The 16,561-nt window shown below is 65.4% G+C and carries 13 protein-coding genes; 8 read left to right on the forward strand and 5 right to left on the reverse strand.

The features are described 5' to 3' along the window. From J0I42_RS20565 to J0I42_RS20585, 5 genes are all read right to left on the reverse strand, one after another. The coding region (locus J0I42_RS20565) for a heavy metal translocating P-type ATPase (protein WP_291657574.1) at positions 1-1,439 on the reverse strand (1,439 nt) is incomplete at its 3' end. A gap of 540 nt (positions 1,440-1,979) precedes the next feature. Further along, complete coding sequence (ctaD, locus tag J0I42_RS20570; RefSeq protein ID WP_465247704.1) at positions 1,980-3,590, reverse strand: cytochrome c oxidase subunit I; 1,611 nt, start codon at positions 3,588-3,590, stop codon at positions 1,980-1,982. Positions 3,591-3,594: 4 nt separating this feature from the next. Then, the gene (locus J0I42_RS20575; RefSeq protein WP_291657578.1) at positions 3,595-4,551 is read right to left on the reverse strand and encodes an XdhC family protein; all 957 of its coding nucleotides are present in this window, start codon (positions 4,549-4,551) and stop codon (positions 3,595-3,597) included. A gap of 342 nt (positions 4,552-4,893) precedes the next feature. Further along, positions 4,894-7,515 (reverse strand): AAA family ATPase, encoded by a 2,622-nt coding sequence (locus tag J0I42_RS20580; protein ID WP_291657579.1) that lies wholly within the window; start codon positions 7,513-7,515, stop codon positions 4,894-4,896. After that, positions 7,512-8,633: a metallophosphoesterase family protein gene (locus tag J0I42_RS20585; RefSeq protein WP_291657581.1), complete on the reverse strand. Its 1,122-nt coding sequence runs from the start codon at positions 8,631-8,633 to the stop codon at positions 7,512-7,514. Before J0I42_RS20585 ends, J0I42_RS20580 begins: the two co-directional genes overlap by 4 nt. Between J0I42_RS20585 and J0I42_RS20590 the strand changes: the two genes are divergently transcribed. From J0I42_RS20590 to J0I42_RS20625, 8 genes are all read left to right on the forward strand, one after another. Continuing rightward, positions 8,616-9,095, forward strand: a complete 480-nt coding sequence (locus J0I42_RS20590; RefSeq protein ID WP_291657582.1) for a hypothetical protein — start codon at positions 8,616-8,618, stop codon at positions 9,093-9,095. The two genes, J0I42_RS20585 and J0I42_RS20590, sit on opposite strands and share 18 nt — an antisense overlap. A gap of 83 nt (positions 9,096-9,178) precedes the next feature. Continuing rightward, positions 9,179-10,048 (forward strand): branched-chain amino acid ABC transporter permease, encoded by an 870-nt coding sequence (locus J0I42_RS20595; protein WP_291657583.1) that lies wholly within the window; start codon positions 9,179-9,181, stop codon positions 10,046-10,048. Then, on the forward strand, positions 10,048-10,995 hold the full coding sequence (locus J0I42_RS20600; RefSeq protein ID WP_291657585.1) for a branched-chain amino acid ABC transporter permease: 948 nt from the start codon (positions 10,048-10,050) through the stop codon (positions 10,993-10,995). Before J0I42_RS20595 ends, J0I42_RS20600 begins: the two co-directional genes overlap by 1 nt. Next, complete coding sequence (locus J0I42_RS20605) at positions 10,992-11,759, forward strand: ABC transporter ATP-binding protein (RefSeq protein WP_291657587.1); 768 nt, start codon at positions 10,992-10,994, stop codon at positions 11,757-11,759. Before J0I42_RS20600 ends, J0I42_RS20605 begins: the two co-directional genes overlap by 4 nt. Next, entirely contained in the window at positions 11,756-12,466 is a 711-nt protein-coding gene (locus tag J0I42_RS20610) for an ABC transporter ATP-binding protein (RefSeq protein ID WP_291657588.1), read from the forward strand. The genes J0I42_RS20605 and J0I42_RS20610 overlap by 4 nt, the downstream gene beginning before the upstream one ends. 32 nt (positions 12,467-12,498) lie before the next feature. Beyond that, on the forward strand, positions 12,499-13,734 hold the full coding sequence (locus J0I42_RS20615) for an amino acid ABC transporter substrate-binding protein (protein WP_291657590.1): 1,236 nt from the start codon (positions 12,499-12,501) through the stop codon (positions 13,732-13,734). Positions 13,735-13,766: 32 nt separating this feature from the next. Beyond that, a complete protein-coding gene (locus J0I42_RS20620) occupies positions 13,767-14,129 on the forward strand; it encodes a RidA family protein (protein ID WP_291657591.1) in 363 nt (120 codons plus the stop codon). Between the two features lie 25 nt (positions 14,130-14,154). Next, a complete protein-coding gene (locus tag J0I42_RS20625; protein ID WP_291657592.1) occupies positions 14,155-16,503 on the forward strand; it encodes a xanthine dehydrogenase family protein molybdopterin-binding subunit in 2,349 nt (782 codons plus the stop codon). The last annotated feature ends 58 nt before the right edge of the window (positions 16,504-16,561 follow it).

Below are 16,561 nucleotides of genomic sequence, written 5' to 3' on the forward strand. Positions count from 1 at the left end.
GCTACGGGGCGCCTGTCGCCTGTCATCATGAGGATTGTCTCGACCCCACCGTGCCGCAGCGCCGTGAGCGCACCGGCAGACGTCTCGCGCGGCTTGTCGGCGACACTGACGGCGCCGAGAAGATGGTCGCCACGACCCAGGTAAACGACGGTCTCGGCTGTGTCGTGAAGGGCCCTCAGCGCATCGTGATCCAACGCGGCGCCCATGGCCTCGGCCATTCGGCGATTGCCCGCCCAAAGCGGACCGGTTTCGTCTTCACCCGTGATCCCCCTGCTCGGCAGGGCTTTCACGCTCCGTACCTCGCGGACGGGCAGTCCGCGCTGCGAGGCCTCGCGTCGCAGCGCATCGGCGATATGATGCTCGGAATGGGCCTCGAGGCTGGCGAGAGTGGACAGGAAGGCGCTCTCGTCTCCATCAAGGGCGACGACGTCCGTCACGGTGGCCCGGCCAGTCGTCAGCGTTCCGGTCTTGTCGAACGCAAAAACCTTGACGCTTGCCAGGGTTTCAAGCGCTGCGCCGCCCTTGAAGAGAACGCCTCCGCGGGCCGCCGCCGAGAGAGCGGACAGGATCGCGGCCGGCACGGAGATGACGACTGCGCAGGGACTTGCCGCGACCAGCATCGTCGCAGCGCGGTAGAGGGCGGTCTCCCAGCCGTTTCCGAGCCACAGGAAGACACCGAGCGCGACGACGGAGCCGATGAGCACCGCAACCGTGTATCGCTGTCCGAACCAGGCACTGAACCGTTCCGAGGGCGCTTTCGCCGCCTGTGCCTGGGTGACGAGAGCGATCATCCGCGCGATCGTGCTCTGCTCGAGCGTTTTCGTGATCCGAACCTCGAGAACGCCGTCGAGATTGACCGTCGCCTCGAAAAGAGGCTCGCCCGGCTCCTTGCGGACCGGCATCGACTCGCCGGTGATCGTGGACTCGTCCAGCGAGCCCCGGCCGGAAACGACCGTGCCGTCTGCCGGCACCCGTGAGCCCGGGCGCAGGATCACCATATCGCCGATGCGCAGATCGGTCGCGGCCACCTCCTCGACGTCGCCATGCTGTGTCTTGCGGAACGCTGTTTCCGGCCGCAAGGCCATCAAGGCCTCGATCGCGCGCTTGGCTCGCCCCATGGCGCGCTCCTCGAGCGTCGTCGACAGGCTGAACAGCGTCAGCAGGACCGCGCCCTCGAGCGAGGCTCCGACGGCCGCTGCCGCGAGTGCCGCGACGATCATCAGAAGATCGATGTCGAGGATGCGGTCGCGCCAGAGCGCCGTCAGGGCGCGCCAACCTGCAGGTACGCCGCCGGTCAGATAGACGAGCGCCGTGCCGAGCAGTGCGACCAGCGCCCCGGACTGGCCATCGATGAGCCATCTGCCCGACGCAGCCAGGGCGAGGCCTGCCACGGTTGCCGTGGTGAGAACAACGGCGAGGTTCGATAGGAAACGAGACAACGGCTACTCCAGTGCGTGACCGGTATCGACGCGACATAGTTTGGAATTGTTCTAATCTATAGTCATTGTGCTGCATGTGCAACCGCCGGGTCAGTCGGAACGGATCAACGTCGGCAGGTCGTGGATTGGCCGGTCCCGGCGGCGGATCGAAGCCGCTATTCACTCTCGGGAGAGATCAGGGTGAGGCTGTCGCGGCGACAGTGGCGACGGCCTTCGCGAAGTCCAGCCCGCGCCCGGGGCGTTTCGCCCAGGCGGTCGCGCTTGCTGGGGCTCACCGGGGTCGAGCAGTTTGTATGGCCCGTTCAATTCCGCATTGGCGCAGGCCTGCGGCTGGAGATCGACCGACTCCGGAGCGGAGATGGCTGCTGCTGCCGGATCAGGGGGCGTCGCGTCTCGCAGACGTTCGAGGCCGGGATTCGCTCTGTCCCGATCTTCGATGTCAGGGTTCGATCGCAGCAGGCCGCTGAAACAGGCGGGTCGGGGTCTCGTTAGCCCCGCGGGGCGGGGCTCATGCCTCCAAAGCCGTGGAGATGGCGCGCGTCAGGCTTCATGGTCCGTGCCGACGATCTGCGGCAGTGTCTCGAACTGGTGGAAGGGCGGCGGCGATGACAGTGTCCACTCCAGCGTCGTCGCGCCTTCGCCCCACGGATTGTCCCCCGCGGGACGCTTGCGCCAGAAGGCCTCGGCGATCATCGCGGCGAAGACGAGCAGGCTTGCGGCCGAGATGTAGGAGCCGATCGAGGAGACGAAGTTCCAGCCGGCGAAGGCGTCGGGATAATCGGCATAATGTCGCGGCATCCCGGCGAGTCCGAGGAAGTGCTGCGGGAAGAACACCATGTTCACGCCGATGAACATCATCGCGAAATGCAGCCGTCCGAGCCATTCGTTGGCCAGGTAGCCGCTCATCTTCGGGAACCAGTAGTAGAAGCCTGCGAAGATGCCGAACACGGCACCGAGCGACAGCACATAATGGAAATGGGCAATGACGTAGTAGGTGTTGTGCAGGACGCGGTCGATGCCGACATTGGCCAGCACCACGCCGGTCACGCCGCCGATGGTGAACAGGACGATGAAGCCCATTGCCCAGAGCATCGGGACGCGGAAGCGGATCGAGCCGCCCCACATGGTTGCGAGCCAGGAGAAGATCTTGATGCCGGTCGGCACCGCGATCACCATCGAGGCGAAGGCGAAATAGCGCTGCGTGTTGAGCGACAGCCCGGCGGTGTACATGTGGTGCGCCCACACGATGAAGCCGATCAGGCCGATTGCGACGATGGCATAGGCCATGCCGAGATAGCCGAAGATCGGCTTCTTCGAGAAGGTCGAGACGACATGGCTGATGATGCCGAAGGCCGGCAGGATCATGATGTACACTTCGGGGTGGCCGAAGAACCAGAACAGGTGCTGGTAGAGGATCGGATCGCCGCCACCGGCGGGATCGAAGAAGGTCGTGCTGAAATTGCGGTCCGTCAGCAGCATGGTGACCGCGCCGGCCAGCACCGGCAGAGCAAAGAGCAGCATGAACGCCGTGACCAGCATGGCCCAGGCGAAGAGCGGCATGCGGTGCAGGGTCATGCCCGGTGCGCGCATGTTCAGGATCGTGGTGATGAAGTTGATCGCACCGAGAATCGAGGCTGCGCCCGAAAGGTGGATCGACAGGATGACGAAATCGACAGCAGGACCGGGCTGGCCCGCGGCGGCGGAAAATGGCGGGTAGAGCGTCCAGCCGCCGCCATGGCCGGAGATGCCCGGCGCGCCCTCGACGAAGAGCGAGCACAGGAAGAGTACGAAGGACGCGACGAGCAGCCAGAACGAGATGTTGTTCATGCGCGGGAAGGCCATGTCCGGCGCGCCGATCATCAGCGGCACCAGCCAGTTGCCGAAGCCGCCGATCAGCGCCGGCATGATGACGAAGAAGATCATGATCAGCCCGTGAGCGCTGACCACCACGTTGAACACTGCGGCGCTTGAGAAGATTTGCATACCCGGCTGCTGCAGTTCCATCCGCATGGCAACCGAGAGGGCAGTCCCGAGTACGCCGGCCAGCGTGGAGAAGATCAGGTAGAGCGTGCCGATATCCTTGTGGTTGGTCGACAGGAACCAGCGGGTCCAGAAGCCGGGCCTGTGATCGGCAGTCTCCGCGTGAGCCATCATCTCATTCTCCTGCGACGCGCAGCGGTTCGGGACGGGACAGCAAGATCGGAGGCCGTGTCTCCCCCGGCGCGGCCGCTGACGTGTCGCCCGCCTGGCGCGTGGATTTCCGGTCAGCGCGACTGCGGCGGACGAGCACGATTTCTGCGATGACCGACAACGCGATTTCCTCGGGCGTGTGTGCGCCCAGGGCGATCCCGGCCGGCGCGCGGACCCGATCGAGCGCCTGACGGTCGAAACCCGCCTTGCGCAGATGGTTCAGCACGAGCCCAGCGCGCCGGCGGCTGGCGATCAGGGCGATATGACCGACATCGCTTGCGAGCAGGTGGAGGAGCGCTTCGTGATCGCCGCGATGCTGGGTCGCCACGATCGCGAAGTCGCCGGCTTCCGGCGCCAGCGCTGCATAGTCCGGGTCGTCGGTGATGATGCGGGCCGCCGCGGGAAACCGCTCGGCTCCGGCACCGATGTCATTGACGATGACTGCGAATCCCAGGAGAGCGCCCAGGTGGCACAGGCATTCGGCGACACGGCCATGCCCCAGAAGCAAGAGTTTCGGCCGCGGCAGAAGCGGCTCGACATAAACCCGCATGCGACCTCCGCAGGGCATGCCGGCACCGAGCACCTCGCTGTCGAGATCGACGTCGACAAGCTGAGGCTTGCCGCTCGTACAGGCTTCGACGGCAGCGTAGGCAACCATGGATTCGGCGCAGCCGCCGCCGACCCAGCCGGCGATGATCTCGCCCTCGACATCGAATAATGCCTTCGCACCCGCGCGCCCGGCGCTGGATCCCTGGGCTTCGACGACGACGCCGAGTGCGAAAGCACGGCCGGCGGCAGACAGCTTGGCGGCCAGTTGGAGGATATCCGTTCCCGTAAAATCGGCAGGGCGCACGCCCATGGCATTCCATCCCCGAAGGCTGGGGCCGCCCGGTTCACGATACGCCGCCGACTTGCGCGGCATGGATGGTGGCGAAGCCCAGTGCCGCCATCTTGCGCCTGCAAAAAAAGCAAACAAACGAATTTAATGGCAGATTTAATGCAGAAATAGTGCAGTCAAATTCTGGGCGAGTCGAATGTGGAGATCAGGCTCGCGCGACCGTCCGCGGAAATCGCGCGGATGCGGCGTCTTGCGAGCGCCGCTGAGCAGCCCGGCGTCAGTCAGCCGCTGCCAGCCGGCGTCAAAGCTCTTGAAGAGCGGCGCGCCTCCGATCTTCCTTCCGACATGGTCGGCGATCCGCCGGCGCTGCCAGCTACTTGCGCTGCGTGACACGGTCCGGACGGTGACCGGAGCAAACCTCGGCGGCTAAGGCTGCCAGTCCACCATAGCGAGCGCGTTTCCTCCGAGCTTCTGGAAGGCGCGCTGCCGGCAGGAGAAAACGATGATCTGCTGCTCCCGGGACTGGCGATGGAGGGCGTCGAACATCTTCTCGATACGATCGTCATCGGAATAGACGAGAGCATCGTCGAGAATGACCGGCGCCGGCCGGCCGTCTCGGGCGAGCAACCGGGCGAAAGCGAGCCGTGTCAACACGGAAAGCTGCTCGCGCATGCCGCCGCTCAGACGTTCGACATCCTCCTCCTGGCCGTTCCGCGAGATGGTCTGGGGCAAAAGCGTGCGCTCGTCGAAGGTGACCGATACGTCATCGAACAGAAGCCCCAGCAGCGGCCGCAGCTCGGCCATGACGGGCTTCAGATAGAGCTCGCGCGCCTCTGAACGTGCATCATCGAGCGCCAGCGACAGGCGCTGCAGGACGGCGACCTCCCTCTCGAACGCCGCGACGCGCAGTTCCGCTGCCGACAGGGCCTCGGCGGTCTCGCGCCAGCTTTCCTCGACAGCCTCGTCCGATCTGGCACGGATCTCGGCATTGAGGCCGGCGACGATCTCCCGCAGGGCTACGATCTGCTGCTCGGCACCGCTCTGAACCGACCGGGCGCGCTTCAACGCCGCCTCGGCGGATGCCAGATCTACGCCTGAAGCGCGCAATTCGGCAACACGAGCATCCGCTTCGCTGAATTGGCTTAGGCGTTCGGCCAGCTCTGTGGAAAGCGCCTGTTCGCGTGCGCCTCGCTGATCTTCCGGCCCGAGCTGGGCTTCGACATGAGCTTGTTCGGTCCGCATCGTGGCCAGCGATATTTCGGCCGCGACGACGGCGTCCTCTGCCCTGCCGCGGGCCGGCTCCGCTTCTCGTAGCGCGTGCCGTGTTTCCGAGCGGTGTCGCTCGGCCTGCGTGAGCGCGGCGCGAAGCTCTGCCGGATCGCCCTCCGGGCCGGAAACATCGGCCCCTGCGAGGGCCTGCGCCGCGGCATCCTCGCGGAGCCTTGCGAGCCCCGCCGGAGCGAGCGAGGACAGGCTGCCGCGCAATTCGCGGATCTCGGCGTCGATCTCCTGGGCACGTACCTGACGCTCGCGCGCTTCGGCCAGCGTCTCGACACCCATCGAGCCGAGCAATCTACGCTGCCTCTCCTCGACCTGTTCCAGGCGGGTGTCGCCGGAGGGCTTCTTGTTGGAGCGCAGGGAGATCACGCCGATGCCCGGCACAACCAGTTGCGCCTGCCCGTCATAGCTGCGCTCGCGCCCGTCGGCGAGCGGCGCCCCGTCCATTGTCACCTCGCCCTGGGCGTCCTTCGCATAGGCGACGGCGACGGAGGGGCGCGCGGCTTCGGCGACCGCCCGGAGCCCGGAAAGCTCGACCTCCAGCGCCTGCAGCTCCTCGATGGCGCCGGGTGGGATTTTGACGAGGGCGAGCTGCGCCTCCGTTTCCTCCAGCGCCTGGCGCCTGGCCTCGGCCTCATTCAGACGCCTGTTCGACTCCGCGAGACGTTCAGCCGCCTCCCGCGCCCGCAACGCTGCATCCAGACGGGCCAGCAAGGTACGAGCCTCCTGCTCCTGCATATCCGCCTGGTCCGCCGCCGCTTGCACTCTCGCGATCAATTCGCCGGCCTCGCGCCGCCGGCCGACAGCCTCGTCGCGCCGACGCTCCCCTTCGATCAACCGCGCCGCGAGCGCCTTCGCGTTCTGCGAGGTCGTACGAAAGGCATCGAGCGCCCCTTCCGCGCCATCACGCCGCTCGCGGGCAAGTTTCAGCTCGGCTTCCGCGGCTTTCAGCTTCTCGCCCTGGGCCTGCGCGGCCTCGAACGCTGCCTGTGCTTCCGCCGCTGCCCTCTGGCGCTCCTGCCGCTCATCGGCGCCGTCGAGTTCGGCCAACCGCTTCTGTGTGGAAGTTCGCTCGTCCAGCGCGTCCCGAAGGGCTGCGACATCGGCGGCGAGCCGTTTCTCGTCCGCGGCCAGCCTGTCGCGGGCTTCGATCGCTGCGGCGTAGCGCCCGCCCGCCTTGGGGCCGCGCTTGGTCACGACCTTGTCGAGCTCGCCGGCCACCGCCTGGATGATCTCGGCCATGCGCCGGCCGCCCGTGATGGCCTCGACCTCGCCCTGTACTGATTCGAGCAAGCTGGCGCGCACCTGCTTTTCGCCGTCCTCCTCGGCATTGCTGCGCTTGTCGATGCCGGTCACGCCCTGGCGCACCCAGAGCAGGCCCGCCGGCCCGGCCGGTCCTCCCTTGATCAGGGCGCTGATGAAGTTCTCGGCCTCGTCGGCCTGTGCCACGAGGCGCCCGGTCGCCAGATCGGTGACGCGCGCGTAACCGCCGCCATAATACTGTTTGGTGATGCGCAGGCGATCGTCGCCATGCGAGATATCCGCCTCCACCAGCGGGTTGCCTCCGCTATAGGGGCGCAGATTTCTCACCGCACCGGACTTGCCCGAATAGGGCTGGAAGAACAGCGTGTGCAGCGCCTCGAAGCTTGTCGACTTGCCAAATTCATTGGCGGCGCAGAGCACGTTCACGCCATCTCCAATACCCTCGATCGCGACGCCGCGGCCGGCGAAGCGTTTGACGTTGAACAGGCGCAGCGCCGAGATCTTCATGGCGTCACCGCCTGCGCATAGGAAAACAGGCGGGCGAGCGCGGCGCGTGCGATCTCGCGTTCCCCGGCCGAGTGTCTTTCGCTCTCCGCCTCTGCGAGCAGGGCCGCGGCGGCCTCGCGCAAGGCGCCGGCGCGGTCGATCAGGTCGAGATCGCCGGCCTCGCATTCCGTGGTGAGCCCGCTATCGTCCAGCTCCAGAAAGGCGAAATCAGGCGCCGAGCGCGCCGCTGCTTCCGTCATCGCCGTCCGCCCCGGGAGGCGACTGCGTCCAGTCGCGACCAGTTGCAGCAACGTCTCCCGCCGCCGGCTCTCCGGAAGCAGCGCTTCCAGCACCTGTACGGGGTCGTCACCGTCGAGGAGCTGAAGATCGAGAATCTGCCAGTCGAAGCTAGCGGTCGCCAGCGCGCTTACCTCCGGCAAGGCGGACCGGCCGGCAATGCTCACCAGCAGGGCCTCTCCCGGTCGCCTGTGCTTGAACCGATCAGGCTCGGGCGTTCCACTGTAGCGTGTCCGCGGATCGACGACGAGTGCCCCATGCCAGTCGCCGAGGGCCAGATAGTCGAGACCGGCTCGGGCCGCCCTGTCGGGTGCGATCACGTCCGACGTTGCTCCTTCTTCCGAGAAGTCCCGGATCGCGCCATGCGCCAGGCCGAGGCGCAGCGTGCCCTCGGGCGTGGTGGCGCCATCCATCCACTCGCTCATATCGCGGCCGGGGCGCCGCGTCGTGCAGGGCGCCGGCAACAGCGCGACCTGGGGTGACAGCGGCAGCGCGACCGGCTCGGTCGCCAGGATCACGTTTTCGGGGGCCTCCGCCTTCAGCATCGCCCAGAGCTGCGCCGCCTGCAGCGAGTCGTGGTTGCCGGGCAGGACCACCCAGCGGACCGGCGCATGGTCGCGCATCGCGGCGAGTGCTTGCCGGCGAACGTCCGGCGCCGGTGTCTCGGTGTCGAACGTATCGCCCGCGAGCAGGATCGTGTCGGCACCATGCTCGCGCGCATGCTGCGCGAGCCGCCCGATGACCCCGTGCCGCGCCTCTCTCAGGCGGCCGGGCAGGTCACCAGTGAATTGGCCGAAGCGCTTGCCGAGATGGAGATCGCTGGAATGGATGAAGCGGAACATATCTATCCGGCAGGCTGGATGGTCGTGGAATACTGGCGCGCCCGGACGATCGCTGCGTGCTGCCGGGCAAGCGAGATACTCGACGCCGGGCAATCGTGCGAGATCGCGCGCAAGGTCAGGCTGGTCCAGCAGATCGGGATTGTCCAGGACCGCCGAAGCAATTGCGGCCAGCGGCTTATCGGCGATCGCGCGGCACGCATCGGTAAACGTCGCCTGCCGCGAGGGGCCGATCTCGGAAGTCGGCTCCTTATCCGAAACGGCTTCGCCGCTCGATTCTGCGGTCGTGTCCAGCCCGCGCCGGTCGAGGCCGGCGCGCTCGCGGATGCCGCCGCCGGCGGGCAACCAGCCATGAGCGCGGGCCGCCTTTCGCCCGACGCTAACCCTGCGCCGAGCTCGATCGCGGTGCCCTCGAAACCGTCATGCTGCGGGCCCGAGCCGTCGGTCGCTCCTATCAATAAGTAGATTTTATCAAGTTATGAAATTTGATCCTTTTGGGGCAGGGCAGCTTGACGTCTAACGTCGCCCGCAGGGGAGAACGGCAGCGAATGATCACGCAGACGATTGTAAACGGGCTGTTGCTTGGAGGGCTGTTCGGCATCGCGTCGATCGGCTTTTCAATCGTCTGGGGCGTGATGGGGGTGATCAATCTGGCGCATACTGCCTTTATAACGGTGGGCGCCTACATCGCATTCTCGCTGTTCAGCACCTTCGGCATCGATCCTCTTCTATCGATACCCATATCGATCATCGCGCTGTTCATCCTGGGCTACGGAATCCAGACGCTCATCATCAATCGTGCGACGCAAACCAATCTGCTGCTGTCCTTCGTGGTTACGTTCGGCATCGATCTGATCATCATCAATGTCGTCATCCTGCTTTTCACGACCGATTTTTTTTCCGTTCGGCCGAGTTACAGCGGAGCTTCCTTTGAGATTGGTGGCGTCGTGATCCCGGTGGTCCGGGTCATCGTATTCGCGCTGGCGTTCCTTCTCGGCCTCGGCTGCTATCTCCTGCTCAATCGGACCCGCCTCGGTCAGGCGATCATGGCTACCGCGCTCGATCGTGACATCGTGCGAACGATGGGGGTCAACCCGCGCCGAATCTACGCGATAGCCGCTGGGCTTGGAGCGGCTCTTGCCGGCGCCGCCGGCAATCTGGCCGCGATCATCTACCCCGTATCGCCCTTCATCGGCCTCAAATTCATCGGCGCGGCATTCGTCGTGACCGTGCTCGGCGGCATAGGGAGCGTCGAGGGCTGCATCATCGCCGGCCTGCTCTACGGATTGATCCAGGCCTTGTCGGCCTCCGTCTTCGGCGTGGAGACGCAAGAGATATCCGCCTTCTTGATCTTCATCCTTATTCTGTTGCTGCGCCCCCAGGGGTTATTCGGCAAGCGCTTCTTCGGCGAGCATTGATGATGATTACCCGGACCCACCTCGCGCTGCTCGGGCTGGTCGCGCTCACGCTCGCCGCCATGGCTCTGCCCTTTCTGCTCGATGGCTACTGGTTGCGGCTGGCAACGACGATCGCGATGTTTGCGATCGTTACCTGCGGCCTGAACGTCATCGTCGGTTTCGCGGGCTACCACGCCTTCGGCAACACGGTCTTCTTCGGCTGCGGTGCCTATGCGCTTTCGATCGCCATGAATGCCGGCTGGTCGTTCTCGGCAAGCCTGCCTCTGGCTCTGCTGGCCCCGATGCTGCTGGCCGGCCTGCTGGGCTGGCCGCTTCTGCGTCTCAAGGGGCATTACTTCGCCATCGCGACGGTGGCGCTCAACCTCGCCTTCGCCGAACTCGTCACCCAGGCGGGCGGCTTCACCGGCGGCGCCAACGGCATCGCGCTGCCATTGTCGGATCTCGCTCCGCAGATCGCCTATCGACGCATCTACTGGATGATGGTTGCAGTGCTGGCTGTCTGCATCGCAGTAACCTGGTGGCTGAGCCGCCATTGGCTCGGCACCGCGCTGCGCGCCCTCAAGGACAATGAGAGCGGTGCGGAAGTGATGGGGATCGATACGGTCTCCGCCAAAATTCTCGCCTGGATGATCAGCGCGGCAATGACCGGGCTGGCTGGTGGCATCTGGGCCTACTGGATCACCTTCATCGAGCCGTCCAGTGCATTCGACCCGCTGATCGGAGTCAAAGCTTATATCATGATGCTGATCGGCGGGATGGGGACGATAGCCGGGCCGCTGATCGGCGCCCTTCTCCTCGAACTGTTCGGCGCCCTGATCTGGGCCCAGTTCCTCGACCTTCACCGCCTGCTGCTGGGATGCCTCATCGTTGCCACGGCCCTGGCGCTTCCGGGGGGGATCGTGCCCCTGGTCCGGCGGGCACTGCGTCCGGCGAGGCCAGCACGATGACCGACGTCCTCACCATCGACAACGTCTCGGTCAACTTCGGTGGCGTCAAGGCGCTGAGCGATGTCAGCTTCGGTTTGCGTCCCGCCGAGGTGCTCGGCCTGATCGGCCCTAACGGGGCAGGCAAGACGACGTTGCTGAACACGATTTCCGGGATCGCCCCGCTGGCCGGTGGCGATGTCAGGGCTGATGGCGTTTCGCTGGCTGGAATGCGGCCGTTCCGCATTACGCGGCGCGGAATCGCGCGGACTTTCCAGATTGTCAGGCCCTTCGCTCATCTGACCGTCGCCGAGAACGCGGCGGTAGGCGCCACTTTCGCCTCGCATGCGCGGCCCTCGCGCGAGGAGGCCGTGGCGCGAGCGTTCGAAGCTCTCGCGCAGGTCGGATTGACAGCGAAGGCGGACGCGCTTCCGCATCAGCTCACCTTGTCGGAGCGCAAACGCCTCGAACTGGCCCGGGCGCTGGCCATGAAGCCACGCATCCTGCTTCTCGACGAGGTCATGGCCGGCCTCAACCTTGCCGAGGTTGAGCCGATCATCGAACTGGTCAGAGGTCTCGCGCGCTCCGGTCTCTCCATCATTCTCGTCGAGCACGTCATGAAGGCCGTTATGTCGACCTGCGACCGGATCGTGGTGCTCCAGTTCGGGCGCAAGATCGCGGAGGGAACGCCTGAGCAGATCGCGAGCGACCGCAACGTGATCGAGGCCTATCTGGGGCAGCGTTTCGCAGAACGGCGGGCCCGCGAAGCAGCGGGGCGCACGGCATGACGATCGAAATCAAGGGCCTCACCGTTCACTACGGCGACAGTCAGGTGCTGGACCGTATCGACCTCGTTCTGCCCGACCGCGGCATGACGGCGCTCATCGGCGCCAACGGCGCTGGAAAGACGACGTTGCTGCGCACGCTCATGGGCCTGGTGAGGCCGACAGCCGGCGAGATCATCGTGGATGGCCGCCGGATGACCGGGCTCGACGCCGAGCAGAGGCCCGCGCTGGGTCTGGCGATGGTGCCGGAAGGCCGGCGCCTGTTCCAGGGGCTGAGCGTCCACGAGAACCTGCGCATGGGTGCCTTCGCGCGCCGCGACACGGTGCAGATCGCCCGCGATTTCGAGCGCATCTACGACCAGTTTCCCGCGCTCGTGCCGCTAAGGCGGCAGTTGGCAGGAACATTGTCGGGCGGCCAGCAGCAGATGTGCGCGGTCGGCAGGGCGCTGATGGCGCGTCCGCGCTATCTGCTCGTCGATGAAATGTCGCTCGGCCTGTCGCCGGTGGTCACCGAGGATCTGGCGCGCACGCTGTCGCGCATCCAGGAGACGGACGGAACCAGCATCCTCGTGGTTGAGCAGGACGTCGAACTCGCTCTGGACATCACGAACTTTGGCTACGTGATGGAAACGTCCCGCATCGTGCTGAGCGGTCCGTCGGACACGCTGCGCGCGAATCCGAAGATCAGAGAAGCCTATCTCGGCTTGTGACGACGAGATCAATCAAGAAAGGGGATGGAAAGATGACGCTGACCCAGCAAAACGGCCAGGGCTTCCTGTCGCGACTGCGCAGCCTCGGCCTTGCCGGCCTGGCGCTGTTCGGCCTGGCCGGAACGGCCATGGGCCAAGATACCATCAAGATCGGCGCCGCCGTCAGCCTGACTGGTAACTTGGCGCGCGAGGGGGTTCTGCTGCGTGATGGCTATGCCTTCTGGCAAGACGCGCTCAATGCCGCCGGGGGGCTGAAGGTCGGCGACAAGACCTACAAGGTCGAGGTCGTCTACTACGATGACGAAAGCCGGCCGCAGACCTCGGCCCAATTGACCGAGAAGCTGATTAGCCAGGACAAGGTCAACTTCATCTTCGGCCCCTATTCGTCCGGCATTGCGCTCGCGACCGCCTCGATCAGCGAGCGCTACAAGGTCGTGACGATCGCGCCAATGGCGACCGCCGACAACCTGTTCGCCCGGGGCTTCAAGTATCTCTTCACGAATTCGCCCCTCAGCGGAATGACGGCGATCCCGCTCATCGACGTGCTCGATACGGTCTCCCCGAAGCCCCAGACCGTGGCGATCGTCGGGATGGATGATCTCTTTCCGAACATCTTCGTGGAGGCTCTCAAGAAGCGGGCCGAGGACAAGGGCTTTAAAGTCGTCTACGTCGGCAAGTATCCCAAGGGCGCTGCCGACCTCTCCGCCGTCGTCACCGCCCTCAAGGCGGCCAATCCCGACGTGGTGATGACGAGCGGCTTCGTGCAGGACTCGATCCTGCTGATCCGCCAGATGCACGAACTGCGCTTCGAGCCGAAACTGGTCGGCAGCGCCTTTGTGCTGAATGTGCCGGAAGTTCGCTCCGTGCTGGGTCCGCAGGCCGAAGGCCTGGTCGGCGTTCTCTACTGGGATCCGAGCATGACCTTCACCGGCCCGCTCGTCTCTTCGTCCGCCGATTATGCCAAGGCCTTCCGCGAGAAGTTCGGACGGGATCCGAACCACACCTCTGCCAGCGCCACGGCTGCCGGCATCGTTCTGCAGCAGGCTGTTCAGAACGCTGGTTCTCTCGACAACGAGGCCGTCCGCGACGCTTTGCGCAATCTCAAGATGGAGACCTTCTTCGGCCCGGTGCAATTCGACCAGCGCGGCGCCAACGTCCTCGGACCCTCGCTCGTCATCCAGGTGAAGAACGGAACGCCTGTCATCGTCTATCCGAAGGGCGCCGCCGCTACCGCCGATATCACCTACCCGCGCGCTGCAGCGCGTTGAACCTGCCTCTCTTGGATCAAGGAACCCACTTTATGACCATTCAGCGTATCGGATTGCGGCCGGAAAAGAGCCCACTCTACAACAAGGCGGTGATCCACGGCGGAGTCGCGTATCTGGCCGGGCAGGTGGCGGTGAACCCTGCCCCGACCGCCGCCGAGCAGACCCGGCAGATTCTCGCGCAGATCGACGATTACCTGTCGCAATGCGGAACGGACAAGTCGCGCCTGCTGACCGCAACCGTGCTGTTCGCGGATATGCGAGACTACGCGGCGGTCAACGAGGTCTGGGACGCATGGGTCGTGCCGGGGTCTATCCCCACGCGAACGGCCTTCGAAGCGAAGCTGGTGACGCAACACAACCTGGTTGCGATCCAGGTATCGGCTGCGATGCCTTGACCAGCGTCGCGGCGAGATCAGGTCGATGAAGTTCGGAGCCGGCCAACACCTGCTTCGTCGTGAGGACGACCGGCTCGTCAGGGGAGCGGGGTGCTTCGTCGCCGATATCCATGCGGAAGGCGCGCTGCATCTCGTCCTGCTCCGCTCCCCTCATGCGCATGCGCGGATTCGCAGCATCGATGTGACAGCAGCGGCCACCTGTCCCGGGGTGGTCGCAGCGATCACCGGCGCCGATCTCGCTGCCGAAGGAATAGGTGCGCTGCCCGGCATTCGACGATACGAAGCACCCGGCGGCGGTCCCATGCTGGCTCCCCCGCGTCACCTCCTCGCAATCGATTCTGTCCGCCATGTCGGCGAGCCGGTCGTGGCGATCGTCGCCCGCACCCAGTCGGAGGCCGACCACGCGCTCGAAGCCGTAGCGATCGATTTCGAGGAGCTGGACGCGGTATCGGGCATCGAGCCGGCCATGCGGGGAGACGCCCCTCTCGTCTGGCCCGCCGCGGGCTCAAACGTCGTCGCCGTTGCCCGCTTCGGCGACCGCGATGCGACGGCTCGTGCCATCGATCGCGCGGCCCATCAGGTCGAACTCTCCCTGGTCAACCAGCGCCTCTATGCAGCGCCGTTGGAGCCGCGCGGCGCGCTGGCCGTGCCCGATCTCGCCACGGGGCGGGTCACTCTATTCGCAGCGACCCAGAACCCGGCTGTCGTCCGCGATCACCTGGCCGAACACGTGCTGAACTGGCCGCCCGAGCGTCTTCGGATCATCGTTCCGGACATCGGTGGCGGTTTCGGCATGAAGGGTTATCTGTATCCGGAAGATGCGCTCGCCACATATTGCGCGGCGCGGCTTGGGCAGCCCGTTCGATGGATTGCAACGCGCGGCGAAGATTTCCTGTCGTCCACGCATGCCCGCGATCAGCAGGCGACCGCCACCCTGGCCTTCGACGAGCAATTGCGGGCAACGGCCCTGCGCATCCGGAGCTTTGGCAATCTCGGGGCCTATCCGGCACCTTCCGGCCCTTTGGTCGCACTCATGTTGGGCGCGAAGGTCGCGACGAGCGTCTACGACATCCGGCACGTCGATATCGAAGCCAGCGGCGTGCTCACCAACACACAGGCGACGGCCCCCTACAGAGGGGCCGGTCGGCCGGAGGCCATTTTTCTCATCGAGCGATTGTTCGACGAAGCCGCTGCGATCCTTGGGCGCGATCCAGCCTCGCTACGGCGCCGCAGCCTCGTTCGCGCCAGCCAGATACCTTACCGCACGGCGCTCGGAGAGGTCTATGATTCCGGCAATTTCCCCGCTCTGTTGCAGCGCGCGCTTCAGGAAGCCGACTGGAAAGGCTTTGCACGTCGCCGCCGCGGGAGCCGGAAGAAGGGGCTGCTTCGCGGCCGCGGATTGTCGATGTTCGCCGAGTGGACGGGCGGCAATGCGTTTTCCGAGACGGTTCGGGTCTCTGTCAGGGCCGATGGCGTCATCATGGTCGACTCGGCGACGGTTGCGATGGGGCAGGGATTGGAAACCAGCTTCGTCCAGATGATCGCTTCAGTTTTTGGGGTCGATCATGACCGGATCGTCGTCACGCTCGGGGATACCGACAAGGCACGCGGTTTTGGCAGCTTCGGCTCGCGCTCGCTCTTCGTGGGCGGCAGTGCCGTCGTGCTGGGGGCACGCGCAGCACTCGACCTGTGCCACCGGCATGCGGCTGACCATTTCGAAGCAGACCTTGGCGACCTGTCCTATGAGGGCGGCATTTTCCGGATCGTCGGGACAGATCGCAGCATCTCGCTGTCCCAGCTTGCAGAATCCGCCGATGAGGGTCGGATAGATCTCGTTTTCGAGAACACCGTCGCGGGCGGAAGCTGGCCGAATGGCGCTCATATCTGCGAGATTGAGGTCGATCCGGATACCGGCCAAGCGAAGATAGATCGCTACACTTGCGTCGACGATGTCGGCACCGTCGTTAACCCGGCGATTGTCGAAGGGCAGATCCAGGGCGGACTCGCGCAGGGAATCGGGCAGGCGCTGCTGGAGGGTGTGGTCTACGAAGAGGGTTCGGGGCAACTGCTGACGGCGTCGTTCCAGGACTATGCTGCGCCGCGCGCTGACGATCTGCCGAGCTTCGCCACTGTGGTCGATGAGCGCTGGCCGTGCAGAACCAACCCGCTTGGCAGCAAAGGAGCCGGAGAATCCGGCACTGTGGGAGCCCCACCGGCAGTGATGGCAGCTCTCCTCGATGCATTACGCCCTCTTGGCGTTACCGATTTGGCCATGCCGGCGACGCCGCAACGTATCTGGCAGGCGATCCGAAGCGTCCAGATCGACGCCGATGCCGGTGTGAGCGGGCGCGGCATCGCCGCACCGGAGCGCTGACATCCAAGGCTGCTCGACAAGCACAGGCGCTGTCGATGCGGATAATCGTCTTCGCGTA

It is taken from the genome of Allobosea sp., from assembly GCF_017308015.1.
GTDB lineage: Bacteria > Pseudomonadota > Alphaproteobacteria > Rhizobiales > Beijerinckiaceae > Allobosea.